15 protein-coding genes are annotated in these 16,260 nt (G+C 59.0%); 7 read left to right on the forward strand and 8 right to left on the reverse strand.

The features are described 5' to 3' along the window. Positions 1-175: 175 nt before the first annotated feature. The 3 genes from MEB48_RS27130 to MEB48_RS27140 form a co-directional block, all read right to left on the reverse strand. Positions 176-1,672 carry a sensor domain-containing diguanylate cyclase gene (locus tag MEB48_RS27130; protein ID WP_237886839.1) on the reverse strand — a complete coding sequence of 499 codons (1,497 nt, stop codon included), beginning with the start codon at positions 1,670-1,672 and terminating at the stop codon, positions 176-178. Positions 1,673-1,873: 201 nt separating this feature from the next. Beyond that, positions 1,874-4,978: a multidrug efflux RND transporter permease subunit gene (locus MEB48_RS27135; RefSeq protein ID WP_237886840.1), complete on the reverse strand. Its 3,105-nt coding sequence runs from the start codon at positions 4,976-4,978 to the stop codon at positions 1,874-1,876. After that, positions 4,975-6,135, reverse strand: coding sequence for an efflux RND transporter periplasmic adaptor subunit (locus tag MEB48_RS27140; RefSeq protein ID WP_237886841.1), 1,161 nt, complete (start codon positions 6,133-6,135; stop codon positions 4,975-4,977). The genes MEB48_RS27135 and MEB48_RS27140 overlap by 4 nt, the downstream gene beginning before the upstream one ends. Before the next feature lie 409 nt (positions 6,136-6,544). On the opposite strand from MEB48_RS27140, the gene MEB48_RS27145 reads away from it, so the two are divergent. Next, complete coding sequence (locus MEB48_RS27145) at positions 6,545-7,183, forward strand: DUF6036 family nucleotidyltransferase (protein ID WP_237886842.1); 639 nt, start codon at positions 6,545-6,547, stop codon at positions 7,181-7,183. Beyond that, positions 7,167-7,619 (forward strand): hypothetical protein, encoded by a 453-nt coding sequence (locus tag MEB48_RS27150; protein WP_237886843.1) that lies wholly within the window; start codon positions 7,167-7,169, stop codon positions 7,617-7,619. Before MEB48_RS27145 ends, MEB48_RS27150 begins: the two co-directional genes overlap by 17 nt. 229 nt (positions 7,620-7,848) lie before the next feature. Here the strand turns inward: MEB48_RS27150 and MEB48_RS27155 are convergent, their stop codons facing one another. Further along, complete coding sequence (locus MEB48_RS27155) at positions 7,849-8,352, reverse strand: L,D-transpeptidase family protein (RefSeq protein ID WP_237886844.1); 504 nt, start codon at positions 8,350-8,352, stop codon at positions 7,849-7,851. Between the two features lie 65 nt (positions 8,353-8,417). Beyond that, complete coding sequence (locus tag MEB48_RS27160; RefSeq protein ID WP_237886845.1) at positions 8,418-8,969, reverse strand: NUDIX hydrolase; 552 nt, start codon at positions 8,967-8,969, stop codon at positions 8,418-8,420. Positions 8,970-9,115: 146 nt separating this feature from the next. On the opposite strand from MEB48_RS27160, the gene MEB48_RS27165 reads away from it, so the two are divergent. From MEB48_RS27165 to purT, 5 genes are all read left to right on the forward strand, one after another. After that, a complete protein-coding gene (locus MEB48_RS27165; protein ID WP_030129832.1) occupies positions 9,116-9,715 on the forward strand; it encodes a CoA pyrophosphatase in 600 nt (199 codons plus the stop codon). A 56-nt stretch (positions 9,716-9,771) separates the two neighbouring features. Further along, a complete protein-coding gene (locus tag MEB48_RS27170; RefSeq protein WP_237886846.1) occupies positions 9,772-10,296 on the forward strand; it encodes a gamma carbonic anhydrase family protein in 525 nt (174 codons plus the stop codon). Next, a complete protein-coding gene (locus MEB48_RS27175) occupies positions 10,293-10,508 on the forward strand; it encodes a DUF1289 domain-containing protein (protein WP_237886847.1) in 216 nt (71 codons plus the stop codon). The genes MEB48_RS27170 and MEB48_RS27175 overlap by 4 nt, the downstream gene beginning before the upstream one ends. Before the next feature lie 185 nt (positions 10,509-10,693). Beyond that, complete coding sequence (locus tag MEB48_RS27180; RefSeq protein WP_237886848.1) at positions 10,694-11,161, forward strand: VUT family protein; 468 nt, start codon at positions 10,694-10,696, stop codon at positions 11,159-11,161. Between the two features lie 89 nt (positions 11,162-11,250). After that, positions 11,251-12,432 carry a formate-dependent phosphoribosylglycinamide formyltransferase gene (purT, locus tag MEB48_RS27185; protein WP_237886849.1) on the forward strand — a complete coding sequence of 394 codons (1,182 nt, stop codon included), beginning with the start codon at positions 11,251-11,253 and terminating at the stop codon, positions 12,430-12,432. Positions 12,433-12,550: 118 nt separating this feature from the next. On the opposite strand, the gene MEB48_RS27190 is transcribed toward purT, so the two are convergent. The 3 genes from MEB48_RS27190 to MEB48_RS27200 form a co-directional block, all read right to left on the reverse strand. Further along, positions 12,551-13,867, reverse strand: a complete 1,317-nt coding sequence (locus tag MEB48_RS27190) for an MFS transporter (RefSeq protein ID WP_237886850.1) — start codon at positions 13,865-13,867, stop codon at positions 12,551-12,553. Between the two features lie 313 nt (positions 13,868-14,180). Then, complete coding sequence (locus MEB48_RS27195; RefSeq protein ID WP_237886851.1) at positions 14,181-15,416, reverse strand: transporter associated domain-containing protein; 1,236 nt, start codon at positions 15,414-15,416, stop codon at positions 14,181-14,183. A gap of 12 nt (positions 15,417-15,428) precedes the next feature. After that, the gene (locus tag MEB48_RS27200; protein WP_237886852.1) at positions 15,429-16,241 is read right to left on the reverse strand and encodes a cytochrome C assembly family protein; all 813 of its coding nucleotides are present in this window, start codon (positions 16,239-16,241) and stop codon (positions 15,429-15,431) included. Positions 16,242-16,260 lie beyond the last annotated feature (19 nt).

The raw sequence follows: 16,260 nt of genomic DNA on the forward strand, positions 1-16,260 counted from the left end.
GCTAGGGTTGATCTCAATACTGGATACGATAAACCGGCTTAGCCGCATAGCCTGAACCGCCGTATACGGAACCGTACGTACGGTGGTGTGAGAGGACGGCGGATGTAAATCCGCCTCCTACTCGATATCCGGTTTTTTATGATCGTTCCCACGCGGAGCGTGGGAACGATCAATCTCAGTCTGCTGCAACCACCCGATTCCGCCCGTTTTCCTTGGCCTGATACAGTGCCTTGTCCGCCACAAACAGCAATTGCTCCAGGCCGATATCAGACGCCGTCGTCCAGGTACTGAGACCAATACTGACAGTAATCGGCGATTCATCGCCCCCTACCAACGGCAACTGCTCCACCGCCGTACGGATGTTATCGGCAATCTGTTGCGCGCCGATGCTGTCTGTTTCAGCCAGGATCACCGAAAACTCCTCGCCACCATAGCGGGCGACCAGGTCCGTCGGTCGCCGAACATGGTCGCTGATCACCTTGGCCACCCTGCGCAAGGCATCGTCGCCGCTCTGATGGCCATGGCGATCATTGAATGCCTTGAAGTGATCGACATCAATCATCAGCACCGACAATGGCAGGCCGGAACGTTGGGCGCGAAACCATTCGTGGCGCAGGGCCTGATCCAGGCTGCGGCGATTGGCCAGGCCGGTCAAAGGGTCGGTAGCGGCCAGTTGTGCCAGTTCCTGCTCGGTACCATGACGCCGACGCAGTTCCCGGCAGAGCAACCAGGTCAGCCACAACAGGCTCACGCACAAGGCAATGGTCGCAAAGCTGACCACCATCGCGGTACGTTTCCAGGCTGCAAAGACTTCATCACTGGACAGCGCAACGATGACAATCAATGGCAGATTCCCGACCTTGGAGAAGGTATACAAGCGCTTGTTCTTGTGACGGCTGGAAAAGCCGGTGAAGCTGCCGTTACCTTCCTTGACGATCCGCTGAAAATTGGGGCGGTTACTGAAGTCCCTGCCGATCAGTTCTTCGGCCAGGCGTGGTTGCTGAGCCAGAAGAATCCCGTCCTTGCTGATCAGATTGACCGTACTGTCACGACCAATGCTCAAACTGTTGAACAACTGATCGAAGTAACTCAACCGCATGGCGGCTTCGGCCACGCCGAGGAACTCACCCTGGGAGCCGTTCACCCGGCGGCTGAAACTGATACGCCAATCCTGTTCGGGCGACCTGGCTCTGAAGGGGCGACTGATGAACATGCCCGGGTCCGGGTTGTTTACGTGAGACTGGAAGTATTCGCGATCGGCAAAGTTGCCCTGCCTGGGTTCCACCGAGGCCGAGTCGGCGATCACCTCGCCATGCTCGTCGAGCAACAACATGTTGCCCTTGTACGGCGCGGCGGTGGCGCGGTCGAAATAGGCCAGATGGCGAATGACAGGGGAAACGCTTTTAAGGTCTTCACGCCGGGAGGCAGCGATCAAACCTAACAAGGACACATCATAGAGTTCGACATTGCGCAGCACGTCGGCATCGATCAATTGCACGATATTGTTGGCGGCGCGAACGGCGGACAATTCAGCGTTGGCGCGTTCACGGATCAACAGGAACGCCACGATGCTCAGTATCGCAATCACCAACAACACACTGCCGAGAACCAGAAGCCGTTCCGAGCGCATCGAGCGGCTCGAATGGCGAGATTTTGTACTGCTCACACTCATGGTTCTGACTTCTGCAAATAAGGCGTTATGAAAGTTCTTTTACAAGATCGGGCAGAGTCCCAGAAACCGGATGCGTCCAGAGCGCCTACATAAATGCCGGATAAAAAAAGGCCAGCAAAACATGATGGCCTTTTGCTAAGAGAAGCTTAGAAGACATTCGGCGGGTAGTCGATAATTACCCTGTCGGGTGGTCTGGCTTTTTTATGGCGAGGGGGCTTGTCGGAACGACAGCGGTGCTGATTTGGGTCGATGGAATAGCCGCTCAAGCCACAAATATATGACCGGCGTAGTGAACAGTGTCAGCGCCTGGCTCACCAGCAAACCGCCGACCACCGCGATGCCCAGTGGCTGGCGCAGTTCGGCGCCGGTGCCATAGCCGAGCATCAGCGGCAGGGCGCCGAGCAGGGCGGCGAGCGTGGTCATGATGATCGGCCGGAACCGCGTCATGCACGCCTCATAGATCGCCTCTTCCGGCGGCAAGCCACGGTTACGCTGGGCTTCCAGCGCAAAGTCGATCATCAGAATGCCGTTCTTCTTGACGATGCCGATCAGCAGCACCAGTCCGATCAGCGCCATGATCGAAAAGTCCTGGCCACAGATCCACAACATGATCACCGCCCCGAGCCCCGCCGAGGGCAGGGTCGAGATGATCGTCAGCGGGTGCACGAAGCTCTCGTAAAGCACGCCAAGAATGATGTACACCGCCACCAATGCCGCCAGAATCAGCCACGGCTGGCTGGCCAGCGAACTCTGGAAGGCCTGGGCCGCGCCCTGGAAATTACCGCTGATGGCCGTCGGCATGCCAATGTCGGTCTTGGCCTGATTGAGCATGATCACCGCATCGCCCAACGCGACGCCGGGCGCCAGGTTGAACGACAGGTTGGCCGCCGGAAACATCCCGTCGTGAGCGATGGACAACGGGCCGATGGTCGGCGCATCGAATTTCGCCAGCGCCGAGAGCGGCACCATCTCTCCACTCAGCGGCGAGCGCAGGTAGAAATAGTTGAGGCTTTCGGCCTTGCCACGCTGTTTGGTGTCCAATTCCAGAATCACGTTGTACTGGTTGGTCTGGGTCTGGAATTCGTTGATTTGCCGCTGGCCAAAGGCGTCATACAGCGCTTCATCGACATCGCTGGCGGTCAAGCCGAAACGCGCCGCCGCGCTGCGGTCGATACTGATGTGGGTAATGCTGCCGCCCAATTGCAGGTCGTTGGAAATGTCGCGGAACGCCAGGTTGCTGCGCAGTTTTTCCGTCAAGCGCTGGGTCCAGGTGCTCAGGAGTGCACCGTCGTTGCTCTTGAGCACGTATTGGTACTGCGCACGGCTCGGGCCGGAGCTGAGGTTGATGTCTTGCCCGGCGCGCAGGTACAGCACGATGCCTGGGATTTTCATCAGTTGCGGACGAATCCGGTCGATGAATTGGCTGGCCGATACATCGCGGTCGCCGCGTTTTTTCAGCGAAATCCAGAAGCGGCCGTTGGCGATGGTCTGGTTGCTGCCCGCAACGCCGACCGAGTGGGAGAACGTCTCGACGGCGGGATCGGCGGCGACGATTTCGGCCATCGCCAGGTGTTTTTTCACCATGTCGCCGTAGGAAATATCAGCCGCCGCTTCGGTAGTGCCGAGGACGAAGCCGGTGTCCTGCACCGGGAAGAAACCCTTCGGAATGAAAATGTACCCGGCGACTGCCAGCCCGAGGGACAGGCCGAACACGCCGATCATCAATTTCTGATGGGCGAGAGCGCGGCGCAGTCCTTTCTCATACCGCGCCAGCAAGCGTTCGTCGAAACCCGGTTTGCCATGGGCGTGATGTACCGGCGCGCGCATGAATAGCGCCGCCAGGGTCGGCGCCAGCGTCAGGGACACCACCACGGAAATCATGATGGTCGAGGTGGCGGTCAGGGCGAATTCCTTGAACAGCCGCCCGACCACGCCGCCCATGAACAGCAGCGGAATGAACGCCGCCACCAGCGAGAAGCTGATCGAGACCACGGTAAAACCGATCTCGCCGGCGCCTTTGATAGCCGCCTCGCGCATACCGTCGCCGGCCTCGAGGTGACGATGAATGTTTTCCACCACCACAATCGCATCGTCCACCACAAACCCGACGGACACCACAATCGCCACCAGCGTCAGGTTATTCAGGCTGAAGCCCATGATGTACATCAGGGCAAAACTGGCGATCAGCGACACACCGAGCACCGACGCCACGATCAGGGTCGCCGACAATTGCCGCAGGAACAGCGCCATCACCGCTACTACCAGCAGGACCGCGATCAACAGAGTGACTTCCACTTCATGCAACGAAGCACGGATGGTCTGGGTGCGGTCGACCAACACCTTGACCTGCACCGAGGCCGGCAACATGGCCTCCAGCGTCGGCAGGGCCGCTTGAATGCGGTCGACGGTTTCGACGATGTTGGCCCCCGGTTGCCGGAAAATCACCAGGTTCACCCCCGGCTGACCATCAGCCCAGGCCTGGATGTAGGCGTCTTCCGAACCGTTGACGACTTTGGCCACATCCTTGAGATGAACCGGTGCACCGTCCTTGTAGGACACAATCAGCTGACCGTATTCCTGGGGGTGGAATAATTGGTCGTTGGTGGACAAGGTCGAAATGCTCGATTCGCCGTACAACGCACCTTTGGCCAGGTTGAGGCTGGTCTGCTGAATCGCCAGGCGAATGTCCGCCAGGGTCAGGCCGATGGCGGCGAGTTTGTCCGCCGACGCCTGCACGCGGATCGCCGGACGTTGCTGACCGGTGATGTTGATATTGCCTACGCCGTCGATCTGGCTGATCTGACGGGCGAGCAGGGTTTCCACCAGGTCGCTGACTTCGGTGCCGGGCATTTGCGGCGAGTTGATGCTGAGGATCAACACCGGGCTGTCGGCCGGGTTGACCTTTCTCCAGTTCGGCAGGTTCGGCATGTCTTTGGGCAGTTTTCCGGCGGCGGTGTTGATCGCGGCCTGGACCTCCTGCGCGGCGGTGTCGATGCTTTTGTCGAGGGTGAATTGCAGGGTCAGAATGGTCGAGCCCAGAGCGCTGCTCGAGGTCATCTGGGTCACGCCTGGGATGGCGCTGAATTGCACTTCAAGCGGCGTGGCCACTGACGAGGCCATGGTTTCGGGGTTGGCGCCAGGCAGTTGCGCGGCCACCTGGATGGTCGGGAATTCCGCTTCCGGCAGTGGCGCAATCGACAGCTGCGGGAAGGCGATGACACCGAGGAGCACCAAGGCGAACGTCAGCAAGACCGTCGCCACCGGATGATCGATGCACCACGCGGAAATCGAGCCATGGCCCTTCATGGTTTTGGCTCCGATTGCACCACTTGTGGTGGGTCGGTCACTACCTGCACGGTCGAGCCTGGTTTAAGTCGCGACTGACCGTCGCTGACCAGTACATCGCCGGGTTTCACGCCTTTGATGATGTCCTGAGCGCTGCCTTGATGAACCATCTGAACCTGAACGGCTTCAACCTTATCGCCGTTGACCCGATAGACGAAATGTTGATCGAGCCCACGTTGTACGACAGTGGGCGGCACCACCAGCGCATTCTTATCCAGTGCTGTCTGAATCTTTACCGTGACCAACAGGCCCGGCCAGAGTTTCTGTGCGGGGTTGGCGAATTCGGCCTTGGCGCGGATGGTCCCGGTGTTGGCGTTGATCTGGTTGTCGATCAGGGTCAGGCGGCCTTCGCCCAGCAGGTTGCCGGTTTCGCCGTCGGTGTCGGCACCAATGTAAGCCTTGACCGGGGTGTGTTGTGGATCGTTGATCAGGCCTTGCAGAGTCGGCAACATGTGTTGCGGCAGGGAAAACTCCACGGCGATCGGGTCAATCTGGGTCACCGTGAACAAGCCTTGGGTGTCAGTCATGCGCAGGAAGTTGCCTTCGTCCACCGTGCGAATGCCGACGCGACCGGTGACCGGGGAGCGAATCTGTGTGTAGGAAAGCTGCACCAGAGCGGCGTCGATCGATGCCTGATTGCCTTGGGCAGTGGCTTTGAGTTGGTTGACCAAGGCTTGTTGCTGGTCATAGGTCTGCTTGGATACGCCGTCGTCGACGCTCAGCAGCTTGTAGCGCTTGAGATTGACTTGTGCCACTTGCAGTTGCGCCTGGCTTTCGCCCAGTTGCGCCCGGGCCTGATCGAGGCTGGCGCGAATTGAACGGTCATCGAGGGTGGCCAGCAGGTCACCTTTGTTCACCTGTTGGCCTTCTTTGACCAGCAGTTTGGTGAGGATGCCGTCGATCTGCGGACGTACGACCACGCTGTGCAATGACAGCACCGAGCCGATACCGCTGATGTAGCGGGGCACGTCCTTTTCGGCAACGCTGACCACTCGCACGGGAATGGCGGTGGGGGCTGCCATTTTGGTTGTAACGGGTTTGGTGGCGTACCACACGCCCAGCGCTGCCAGGATGATCAGAAGGGCGGCGAACAGGGCGGTTTTTTTCTGAATTCGCATGCGAGTGGGGCGCCGGGCAGAGTGGTCGGAGTTTCGTCAGGTTTATACCTTCCTTTATAAACCTGTTAGCCCGTCAGGAGAGTGACTGGTAACTGACGGCCTGTCAGTTTTGACCTCTCTGGATTGATGCTGATTCCTCTGTAGGCACGGCCGGAAGGGCCTGATAGCCGACCAATTTCTCTCAACTGTACGTTGCTCCACTTGTAGGAGCGGCGGTGCGGCGATCCGACTTGCCCCGAAAGCGGCCTGACAGGCTGCGATGTTTATTGATCGGTCAAAAACATCAGAACCTTCCCACAAGTCTTTCAGGTTGTGTGTCGGAAGTGGGCTCTCTAACGTTTGGCTGTCGCTGCCAATTCAAACTACCAGATAGTTTGTCAGGTGCCCCATATCAGTGTGAGGTTCAAAAATGGTATTGCCGGACGTAATCACTCCCCGCGTTAATACGAGCACGGCGTTGGGACAGGCCTTGGTTTCGATGTTCAAATCCGTCGAAGCTGAGCTAGAACTTGAGGGCGCAGAGTCAGGGGCGGTCAAAGTCATCGTGTTCGGTGGGTGCGCCGTTCATCTCTACACAAATCATCGTGTTTCCACAGACGTCGATGCCGAGATTTATGAAGCTTCTGTCCCTGAAGGTCTACATCTTCAGACCTTGCTTGCGGAAGTTCCTGAGCAATTTTTCGATGAGCGAACCGGTCGATTGATGGAGCTGAACTACGACCTTCAATACAACACAAGCTTTGGTCCCATTCACGAGGATTATTGGGGACGGAGTATTCCTCTCATAGAGTTCCCGGTTGAGTCTCCATTGCACATTCACATTGCGGCACCAATCGACATTGCCATCTCCAAACTGGGCAGGGCCACGGATCAGGACGTTGGCGATATCATGGTGCTTCTCCGAGCTGGTTTCATAGTAACCACCGAGCTTCGTCGACTGGCATTGCAGGCGATTGATGTATATGTTGGCAACAAAGAGCCACCAGCATCCGTTCTTACCCATATTTTGCAAGATTACTTGGAGAATACAGATGACGAAGCCCGCTAACGGCCACGTCCTCTCATCCGCCTTGGACACACTGGTCAAACGTCCTCTAAATCAAGCAGATGACGCAGCGCTTGTGAGCGCGGCCAAAGCTGTTTGGTACTCGAAGTTGAATCTTGAGAGTGAAGTAACAGCGTTCCTGAGCTGCCACTCTGACGAGGTGGAAGTTCGACGTGCTGGCTATCTGCTCGAACGATTCACTCGCTTTGCCTGTGTGTCTGATAGCCGTGTGTCGGAAACCCTTAATGCTATTGAGCTTTTTGCACACTCGACTTTCAAGCATGAAGTGATACCAAAAGCAGCCGTACCGCTTCGTCGACGCCGTGATGATCTCGCCATTGCTTGGGGGCTGAATGAAGGCCTTGGCTTGAAGGCTCAATCCCTCATGCCTTTCCAGACTAGGCACTACGAGGCTGCACAGCGCGCAACGTTTTCCTGAGCTTAAGCTGCATTACAAGAACCCGGCCTAGGTCGGGTTCTTGCTGTCCACTTGGATAAGGTGATGGCGTTTATTCAAAACATCAGAACCTTCCCACAAGTCTTTCAGGTTGTGCGTCGCAAGTGCGCTCTTGGCTGTAACTGCCAACCCTGCTTGCCGATACCTGTGAAACCCTGGCCCCGGCAAGCGCCCGCCACAAAAAGCGCCTCGCCAGCCTTGAAGGTAGACGTTAAGGGCGAATCTCGATCATCGTGCCGTCCGGCACCAGACCCCAGACTTCGCGCATGTCCATGTTGCGCATGGCGATGCAGCCGTCGGTCCAGTCCAGGGTGTGGAACAGGTCTTCGGGGTTGTCTTCGGTATCCGGGGTGCCGTGGATCATGATCATGCCGCCAGGCTCGACGCCTTCGCGCCGGGCGCGGGCGGAGTCGCTGACATTAGGGTAAGAGATGTGCATCGCCAGGTTGAAACGGTCGCTGATCTTGCGCCAGTCCACCCAATAAAAGCCTTCGGGGGTGCGTTTGTCGCCCTCCATCAGCTTCGGCCCCTTGGGGCGTTTACCCAGGGAAATGCGATAGGTTTTGATCGGCTTGCCGTCATTGATCAATTGCAATTGATGGGCTGATTTGAGAACCAGAACTTTTTCGATGACTCTGCCGTCCAGCGTTTCCGCGGAGGAAGCCTGGGTGACAGCGACGGACGATAAGCAAAAAACAGCAAGCAACCAGCGCATTGAAACGATATCCCTGAGAGGTGTCGCGATTATTTATTTTATAGGTGCTTTTATGTGCAGGCGCTTTAAATGATGGCGGGCTGGACCAGCGGCGGGATCGATTCGGACCGCACGGGGTAGACCTCGGTCCGCCGGTCAGCGAAGAAGCATTCTAAGGTACGCCCCACCGTGCGGAAAGCCAGTTCGCCCCAAGGAATGTCGGCTTCTTCGAACAGTTGCACTTCCAGGCTCTCGGGACCCGCGGAAAAATCCAGGTCCACCAGTTCGGCGCGAAAGAATACATGCACCTGGCTGATGTGCGGCACGTCGATCAACGTATAGATACTCAGGTTACGCACCCGGGCACAGGCTTCTTCGGCGGTCTCGCGAATGGCGGCCTGTTCGATGGTCTCGCCGTTTTCCATGAAACCGGCGGGCAGGGTCCAGTAACCGAGCCGTGGCTCGATGGCGCGACGGCACAGCAACACCTTCGAACCCCAGATTGGCACGCAACCGGCGACGATATTGGGGTTCTGGTAATGGATGGTATGGCAGCTATCGCAGACAAAACGCAGACGCGAATCGCCTTCGGGAATGCGCTGGGTTACCGGGTTGCCGCATTGGCTGCAAAATTTCATGCTTGGGTTCCTGAATGCTGCGCCTATCTTGGCGTGCAGCGGTGTCGGTCGGCAAGTTGTCGTTTCGCGACATGAGGCTGTTCGGGGCTTGGGCGGCCGATGCGATTGGTGCATGATGCAGGGTAAGGCACAGATCGAGAAGACTCATGCTGGACGAGCTACTGCACCGGGTAAGCAATCACACGCCGCGTACGCTGGAAACCGACCGACGTTTCCCCGAAGCCGCGGTATTGTTGCCCATCACGCGCAGTGACGAACCGGAATTGGTCCTGACCCTTCGCGCCAGCGGGCTCTCGACCCATGGCGGCGAAGTTGCTTTCCCCGGCGGTCGACGCGACCCAGAAGACCCCGATCTGATTTTTACCGCCCTGCGCGAGGCTGAAGAAGAAATCGGCCTGCCGCCAGGGCTGGTCGAAGTGATCGGCCCGCTGAGCCCACTGATCTCCCTGCACGGTATCAAGGTCACGCCCTTTGTCGGCGTGATTCCGGATTTTGTCGAGTACCAGGCCAACGATGCCGAGATCGCCGCGGTGTTCAGCGTGCCGCTGGAGTTCTTCCGCAAGGACCCGCGCGAGCACACCCACCGCATCGACTATCAGGGCCACAGCTGGTACGTGCCGAGCTACCGTTATGGCGAGTACAAGATCTGGGGGCTGACGGCGATCATGATCGTCGAGTTGATCAACTTGCTCTATGACGCGAAAATCAGCCTGCATCAACCGCCCAAGAGTTTTATCAAAACCTGAAGCCATCGTTCGCATGGCATGAGTCTGCGGCTGTCTGAGCCTTTGAGGACAATACGATGAAATACCGCCTGGGCGACGCCCGCGTCGATACCCATCCGCACAGCTGGGTCGCCCCCAATGCCGTGCTGGTGGGCAAAGTCAAACTGGAAGAGGGCGCCAACGTCTGGTTCAACGCCGTGTTGCGTGGCGATAACGAATTGATCCTGATCGGCAAGAACAGCAATGTGCAGGACGGCACCGTAATGCACACCGATATGGGCTACCCGCTGACCATTGGCACCGGCGTGACCATCGGCCATAACGCGATGCTCCACGGCTGCACGGTGGGCGATTACAGCCTGATCGGTATTAATGCGGTGATTCTCAATGGCGCGAAAATCGGCAAGAACTGCATCATCGGCGCCAATTCGCTGATCGGTGAGGGCAAGGAAATTCCGGACGGTTCCCTGGTTATGGGCTCGCCGGGCAAGGTCGTACGGGAGTTGACCGAGCCGCAAAAAAAGATGCTCGAAGCCAGCGCCGCTCACTATGTGCACAACTCGCAGCGTTACGCGCGCGATCTGGTCGAGCAGGAAGAATGAGCACCACTGAACGACCGGTTCCATCGCCGTGCGTGAACATTTGTGCGCTGGATGAAGATGACATTTGCACCGGGTGTCAGCGCACGGTGGAAGAAATCACCCGCTGGAGCCGGATGGACAACGCAGAGCGGCGCAAGGTGTTGGGGTTGTGTCATGAGCGGGCGAAGTCGAGTGGGTTGATCTGGATGATTGGGGCGAAATCGGATAATTGACATGCGGCCTTCGCGGGCAAGCCTCGCTCCTACAAGTCCGGGTAATCCACGATGATGTGATCGACATCGACCTGTAGGAGCGAGGCTTGCCCGCGAAGGCGTCCTCACTGCCGCCATCACTCCCTTGGCCCAACCTCTCCTCTGAAGTACCCTGTGCACCAAATTGACAGGTATCCCCCCGCCCCATGCTCTTCCTGATCGCTTACATCAGCAGCGTCGTGCTGATCAATTACGCTTTCTCTACCGCCCCGCACCTGGACATCATCTGGTCGGCCTGGGGTGGGCTGGTGTTTGTGCTGCGCGACATGGTGCAAACCCGTTTCGGTCACGGCGCGATCGCGGCGATGCTGGTGGCGTTGTTGCTGTCCTATGTCACTTCCGATCCGTCCATCGCCCTCGCCAGCGCCACGGCGTTCGCCGTGTCGGAGTGCATCGACTGGCTGGTGTTCAGCATCACCCGGCGCCCGCTGCATGACCGCCTGTGGATAAGTTCGGCGCTGAGCATTCCACTGGATACCTTTATCTTCTTCGGCATGATCGATGCGCTCACTCCGGGCGTGATCCTCACCGCCATGGGCTCTAAGTTTGCAGGTGTGACGGTTGTATGGCTGATCATGGCCTGGCGCTTGCGTAATCAGGCAGTCGCCACCTGAAGCCAAACCCTCAGGTTCATGTAAAATGCCGCGCTTTCTCCCCATGGGAAGCGCGCTTCCCTCGATGATCCGCTTCTTGAGGACCTGAGATGACCCGTATCGGAACTCCATTGTCGCCAACCGCGACCCGCGTATTGCTGTGTGGCTGTGGCGAGTTGGGCAAGGAAGTGGTGATCGAGCTGCAACGCCTGGGCGTTGAAGTGATTGCCGTGGATCGCTACGCCAATGCGCCGGCCATGCAAGTCGCCCATCGCAGCCACGTGATCAACATGCTCGACGGCGCCGCCCTGCGTGCAGTGATCGAAGCCGAGAAGCCGGACTTCATCGTGCCGGAAATCGAAGCCATCGCCACCGCGACCCTGGTGGAGCTGGAGTCCGAAGGCTTCACCGTGATCCCGACCGCTCGCGCCGCGCAGCTGACCATGAACCGCGAAGGCATCCGTCGCCTGGCCGCTGAAGAGCTGGGCCTACCGACGTCGCCGTACCACTTCGCCGACACCTTTGAGGGCTACAGCAAGGCTGTCGAAAATCTGGGTTTCCCGTGCGTGGTCAAACCGGTCATGAGTTCCTCGGGCAAAGGCCAGAGCCTGCTGCGCAGCGTTGATGATGTGCAGAAGGCCTGGGATTACGCTCAAGAGGGTGGCCGCGCCGGTAAAGGTCGCGTGATCATCGAAGGCTTCATCGACTTCGACTACGAAATCACTCTGCTGACCGTGCGTCATGTTGGCGGCACTACGTTCTGTGCGCCGGTTGGTCACCGTCAGGAGAAGGGCGACTACCAGGAATCCTGGCAGCCACAAGCCATGAGCCCGGTTGCTCTGGCTGAATCCGAGCGCGTTGCCAAAGCTGTGACCGAAGCCCTGGGTGGCCGTGGTCTGTTTGGCGTCGAACTGTTCATCAAGGGTGATCAGGTGTGGTTCAGCGAAGTCTCGCCGCGCCCGCATGATACCGGCCTGGTGACCCTGATTTCCCAGGACCTGTCGCAGTTCGCGCTGCACGCTCGGGCGATCCTGGGCCTGCCGATTCCATTGGTCCGTCAGCTCGGGCCTTCGGCTTCGGCGGTGATTCTGGTGGAAGGGCAGTCGACACAGACCGCTTTCACCAATTTGGGTGCTGCGCTGAGCGAGCCGGATACTGCATTGCGTCTGTTCGGCAAGCCTGAGGTCAATGGCCAGCGTCGGATGGGTGTGGCGTTGGCGCGTGATGAGTCGATCGAGGCTGCCCGCGCCAAGGCGACCCGCGCTTCCCAGGCTGTTGTTGTAGAGCTCTAAACTTCCTCTCTGATCGTTCCCACGCTCTGCGTGGGAATGCAGCCCGGGACGCTCTGCGTCCCCAAAGCGGACGCGGAGCGTCCGTTGAGGCATTCCCACGCAGAGCGTGGGAACGATCTTATGAGACTCGATTCAAATCGTTATGCCGCGTCTCCTTCAGGCACAGCACCGCGATCAAGCTCAACACCGCCGCCCCCGACACATACCCGCCGACATAACTCAAACCGCCCATCGCCACCAGTTTCTGCGCAAAGAGCGGTGCCGCCGAGGCTCCGACAATCCCGCCCAGGTTGTAGGCCGCCGATGCGCCGGTATAGCGCACGTGGGTTGGAAACAGCTCCGGCAGCAGCGCGCCCATCGGCGCAAACGTCACGCCCATCAGAAACAGTTCGATGCACAGGAACAGCGCCACGCCCCAGGTCGAGCCTTGGGTCAGCAGCGGTTCCATCAGGAATCCGGACAGAATCGCCAGCACGCCACCGATGATCAGCACCGGTTTACGCCCGAAACGATCACTGGCCCAGGCCGACAGCGGTGTCGCGGCCGCCATGAACAGCACAGCGAAACACAGCAGCGCGAGGAAGGTTTCGCGGGTGTAGCCGAGCGTCGACACACCGTAGCTCAGCGAAAACACCGTCGAGATATAGAACAGCGCGTAACACACCACCATCGTGCCAGCCCCCAGCAGCATCGGCGCCCAGTATTGGCTGAACAGCTCGACCAACGGGATCTTCACCCGCTCCTGGCGAGCCATGGCGTTGGCGAACACTGGGGTCTCGTGGAGCTTGAGGCGTACGTACAAGCCCACCATCACCAATGCGGCACTGAGCAGGAACGGAATCCGCCAGCCCCACGAACGGAACTGCTCGTCGTTCAGGCTCATGGCCAGGGTCAGGAACAGGCCGTTGGCCGCCAGAAACCCGATCGATGGACCGAGTTGCGGAAACATGCCGTACCAGGCGCGCTTGCCTTTGGGCGCGTTCTCCGTGGCCAGCAATGCGGCGCCGCCCCATTCACCGCCCAGCCCCAGGCCTTGGCCGAAGCGCAGCACGCAAAGCAGGATCGGCGCCCAGGCGCCAATGCTGTCGTAACCCGGCAGCACGCCAATCAGCGTGGTACACACGCCCATCAGCAGCAGAGAGGCGACCAGTGTCGATTTACGCCCGATGCGGTCACCGAAGTGGCCGAACAGCGCCGAACCCAGTGGCCGCGCCAGGAAGGCGATACCGAAGGTGAGGAACGCTGACAACATCTGGGCGGTGCCGGAGGTTTGCGGAAAAAACACCGGCCCGATCACCAGCGCTGCCGCAGTGGCATAGACGTAGAAGTCGTAGAACTCGATGGCCGTGCCGATGAAACTCGCGGTGGCCACGCGGGTGGCGGAGTTAGTCGGTTGGGCAGGCGTGGCTTCGGTATAAGTCGTGCTGGTCGTCATGCGGTAATCCCTGACAGTCATGTGCCCAGTGGAGCGAATTATTATGGTCGAAACACCCAGGGATGTGGGTTTAACGCAGAGTGCGGGTAGCACGGGGTATGGCGGGGCTGGGTAAGCGGCTCGATTATGCCATGGTCGATAACGCTTTTTGTAGGCGCCAGGTTTGCCGTAATGCCCAGTCAGTCAAGCGAGTGAGCCGCTTTTCGTAGGGGCCAGCGGTGCGGCGATCCGACTTGCCGGTGAAAGCGTTTTCGAGGACGCCTTCGCCGGCAAGTCGGATCGCCGTATCGCTGGCTCCTACAGAATCGTGTCGTCAGATAGTGGGGGATGGCGCAGTCGTATGCCAGATCAACACGCGTGTGACGCGATTGTCTTCCGTCTCCAGAATCTCCAGCCGATAACGCCCGATCTTCAGGCAAACCGCACTGTCCGGAATCGTTTCCAGCGCCTCGGTCACTAACCCGTTGAGGGTTTTCGGGCCATCGCTGGGCAAGTGCCAGCCAAGGCTTTTGTTCAATTCGCGAATCGACGCCGCCCCCTCGATGACCAAACGCCCATCGGCCAGCGGGTGGATATGCGGATTATCCAGGCTGTGCTGGTTTTCGAACTCACCGACGATTTCCTCGAGAATGTCTTCCAGGGTCACGATGCCCAGTACTTCGCCGTATTCGTCGACCACCATGCCCAAACGCCGCTGCTGCTTGTGGAAGTTCAGCAATTGCAGCTGCAGTGGCGTGCTTTCCGGTACGAAGTACGGTTCGTGGCTGGCTGCCAGCAGCGCTTCTCGGGTCAGGCTTGAATCCGGGAGCAAATGACGGATCTGCCGGGTGTTGAGCACCGCTTCGACCTGGTTGATGTCGCTGTGGAATACCGGCAGGCGGGTGCGTCTGTTATGGCGCAGTTGCTCGATGATTTCTTCGAGGGAGTCGTCCAGATTGATTCCGTCGACATCACTGCGCGGCACCAGAATGTCGTTGACCGTGATGTTATCCAGCGCGTGGATACCTGACAGCGAATGCGGACGACAGGCTGCGTGTTCGTGATCATCGCGCCGATCTGACGGTATTTCGTCTTCGCTTTGCTGCACCACGTTGATTTTGCGGGCGAATGGCCGCATCAACAGTTGGCCGATGCCATTGAGCAGCCAGGCGAACGGATAGACGATTTTCAACGGTACGCCGAGCAGTGTGTTGCCAAGGCTTAGCACGGCATCCGGATGTCGCATGGCAAGGCTGCGCGGCAGATAGTCGGCGAACACCAACAGCACCGCACTGGCACCAAGGGCAGCAATCCATGGGCCGTTTTGCGCCCAAGTGAAAATCGCCAGCAAAGTGCTGATGACCACTACCAGTGCGCGACACAGGGTGTTGCAGAGGATCAGGCTGTTAAGCGGGAAGTTCAGCTTGGCCGGCGGTTTGTCGCTCGAGCGCGAGGCCGTACGCTGGGCCAGCAATTGCTGTTGTGCGATTTCGATGGCGGTAAACAGCCCCGACCATAAAATCAGCAGGGCCAGCACCGCGAGCATCGGTCCTATGGGCAAGTCGTCCATTAATGCCGCCCGTCAGATATGCAGAATGTATTCGCGGACCAGCTTGCTGCCGAAATAGGCCAGCATCAGCAGGCAGAAACCGGCAAGGGTCCAGCGGATGGCTTTGTGTCCGCGCCAGCCGAGGCGGTTGCGCCCCCAAAGCAGCACGCTGAATACGATCCAGGCCAGGCACGCCAGCAGGGTTTTATGCACCAGGTGCTGGGCGAACAGGTTCTCGACGAACAGCCAGCCGGAGATCAGCGACAGCGACAGCAGGCTCCAGCCGGCCCAGAGGAAGCCGAATAGCAGGCTTTCCATGGTTTGCAGTGGGGGGAAGTTCTTGATCAACCCGGACGGATGCTTGTGCTTGAGTTGATGGTCCTGAACCAGCAGCAGCAAAGCCTGGAACACCGCGATGGTGAACATGCCGTAAGCGAGGATCGACAAGAGGATATGGGCGAGGATGCCTGGCTCTTCATCAATGATCTGCACCGTGCCGGCGGGGGCGAACTGTGCCAGCAGCACGGTGGCGGCGCCCAGCGGGAACAGCAGCAGAAGCAGATTTTCCACCGGAATTCGCGAGCAGGCCAGCAGGGTCAGGGCAATAACCGCCGCGGCAATCAGGCTCGCGGCGCTGAAAAAGTCCAGGGCCAGGCCGATCGGTGTCAGCAGATAGGTAACCAGGCTGGCGCTGTGGGCCAGCAAGGCCAGCACGCCGAGCGAGACCAGCAGGCGCTTGTTCGCCTTGGCACCGGTGGCCAGACGGGTGCCCTGATAGAGGGTCGCAGCGGCATATAAGCAGGCGGCGGCGAGGGTGGTAAGCAAACTGGGTGACAAGGGGAGCATAAATCCTGTTAGGCAAGCC

Origin of the sequence: Pseudomonas sp. PGPR40 (assembly GCF_022014505.1) — a bacterium.
Taxonomy (GTDB): domain Bacteria; phylum Pseudomonadota; class Gammaproteobacteria; order Pseudomonadales; family Pseudomonadaceae; genus Aquipseudomonas.

Coding starts and splice junctions, on each gene's coding strand:
- MEB48_RS27170 (WP_237886846.1), top strand. CDS start 9,772: ATGAAATACCGCCTGGGCGACGCCCGCGTCGATACCCATCCGCACAGC.
- MEB48_RS27175 (WP_237886847.1), top strand. CDS start 10,293: ATGAGCACCACTGAACGACCGGTTCCATCGCCGTGCGTGAACATTTGT.
- MEB48_RS27195 (WP_237886851.1), bottom strand. CDS start 15,416: ATGGACGACTTGCCCATAGGACCGATGCTCGCGGTGCTGGCCCTGCTG.
- MEB48_RS27160 (WP_237886845.1), bottom strand. CDS start 8,969: ATGAAATTTTGCAGCCAATGCGGCAACCCGGTAACCCAGCGCATTCCC.
- purT (WP_237886849.1), top strand. CDS start 11,251: ATGACCCGTATCGGAACTCCATTGTCGCCAACCGCGACCCGCGTATTG.
- MEB48_RS27150 (WP_237886843.1), top strand. CDS start 7,167: ATGACGAAGCCCGCTAACGGCCACGTCCTCTCATCCGCCTTGGACACA.
- MEB48_RS27135 (WP_237886840.1), bottom strand. CDS start 4,978: ATGAAGGGCCATGGCTCGATTTCCGCGTGGTGCATCGATCATCCGGTG.
- MEB48_RS27180 (WP_237886848.1), top strand. CDS start 10,694: ATGCTCTTCCTGATCGCTTACATCAGCAGCGTCGTGCTGATCAATTAC.
- MEB48_RS27130 (WP_237886839.1), bottom strand. CDS start 1,672: ATGAGTGTGAGCAGTACAAAATCTCGCCATTCGAGCCGCTCGATGCGC.
- MEB48_RS27190 (WP_237886850.1), bottom strand. CDS start 13,867: ATGACGACCAGCACGACTTATACCGAAGCCACGCCTGCCCAACCGACT.
- MEB48_RS27165 (WP_030129832.1), top strand. CDS start 9,116: ATGCTGGACGAGCTACTGCACCGGGTAAGCAATCACACGCCGCGTACG.
- MEB48_RS27155 (WP_237886844.1), bottom strand. CDS start 8,352: ATGCGCTGGTTGCTTGCTGTTTTTTGCTTATCGTCCGTCGCTGTCACC.
- MEB48_RS27140 (WP_237886841.1), bottom strand. CDS start 6,135: ATGCGAATTCAGAAAAAAACCGCCCTGTTCGCCGCCCTTCTGATCATC.
- MEB48_RS27145 (WP_237886842.1), top strand. CDS start 6,545: ATGGTATTGCCGGACGTAATCACTCCCCGCGTTAATACGAGCACGGCG.
- MEB48_RS27200 (WP_237886852.1), bottom strand. CDS start 16,241: ATGCTCCCCTTGTCACCCAGTTTGCTTACCACCCTCGCCGCCGCCTGC.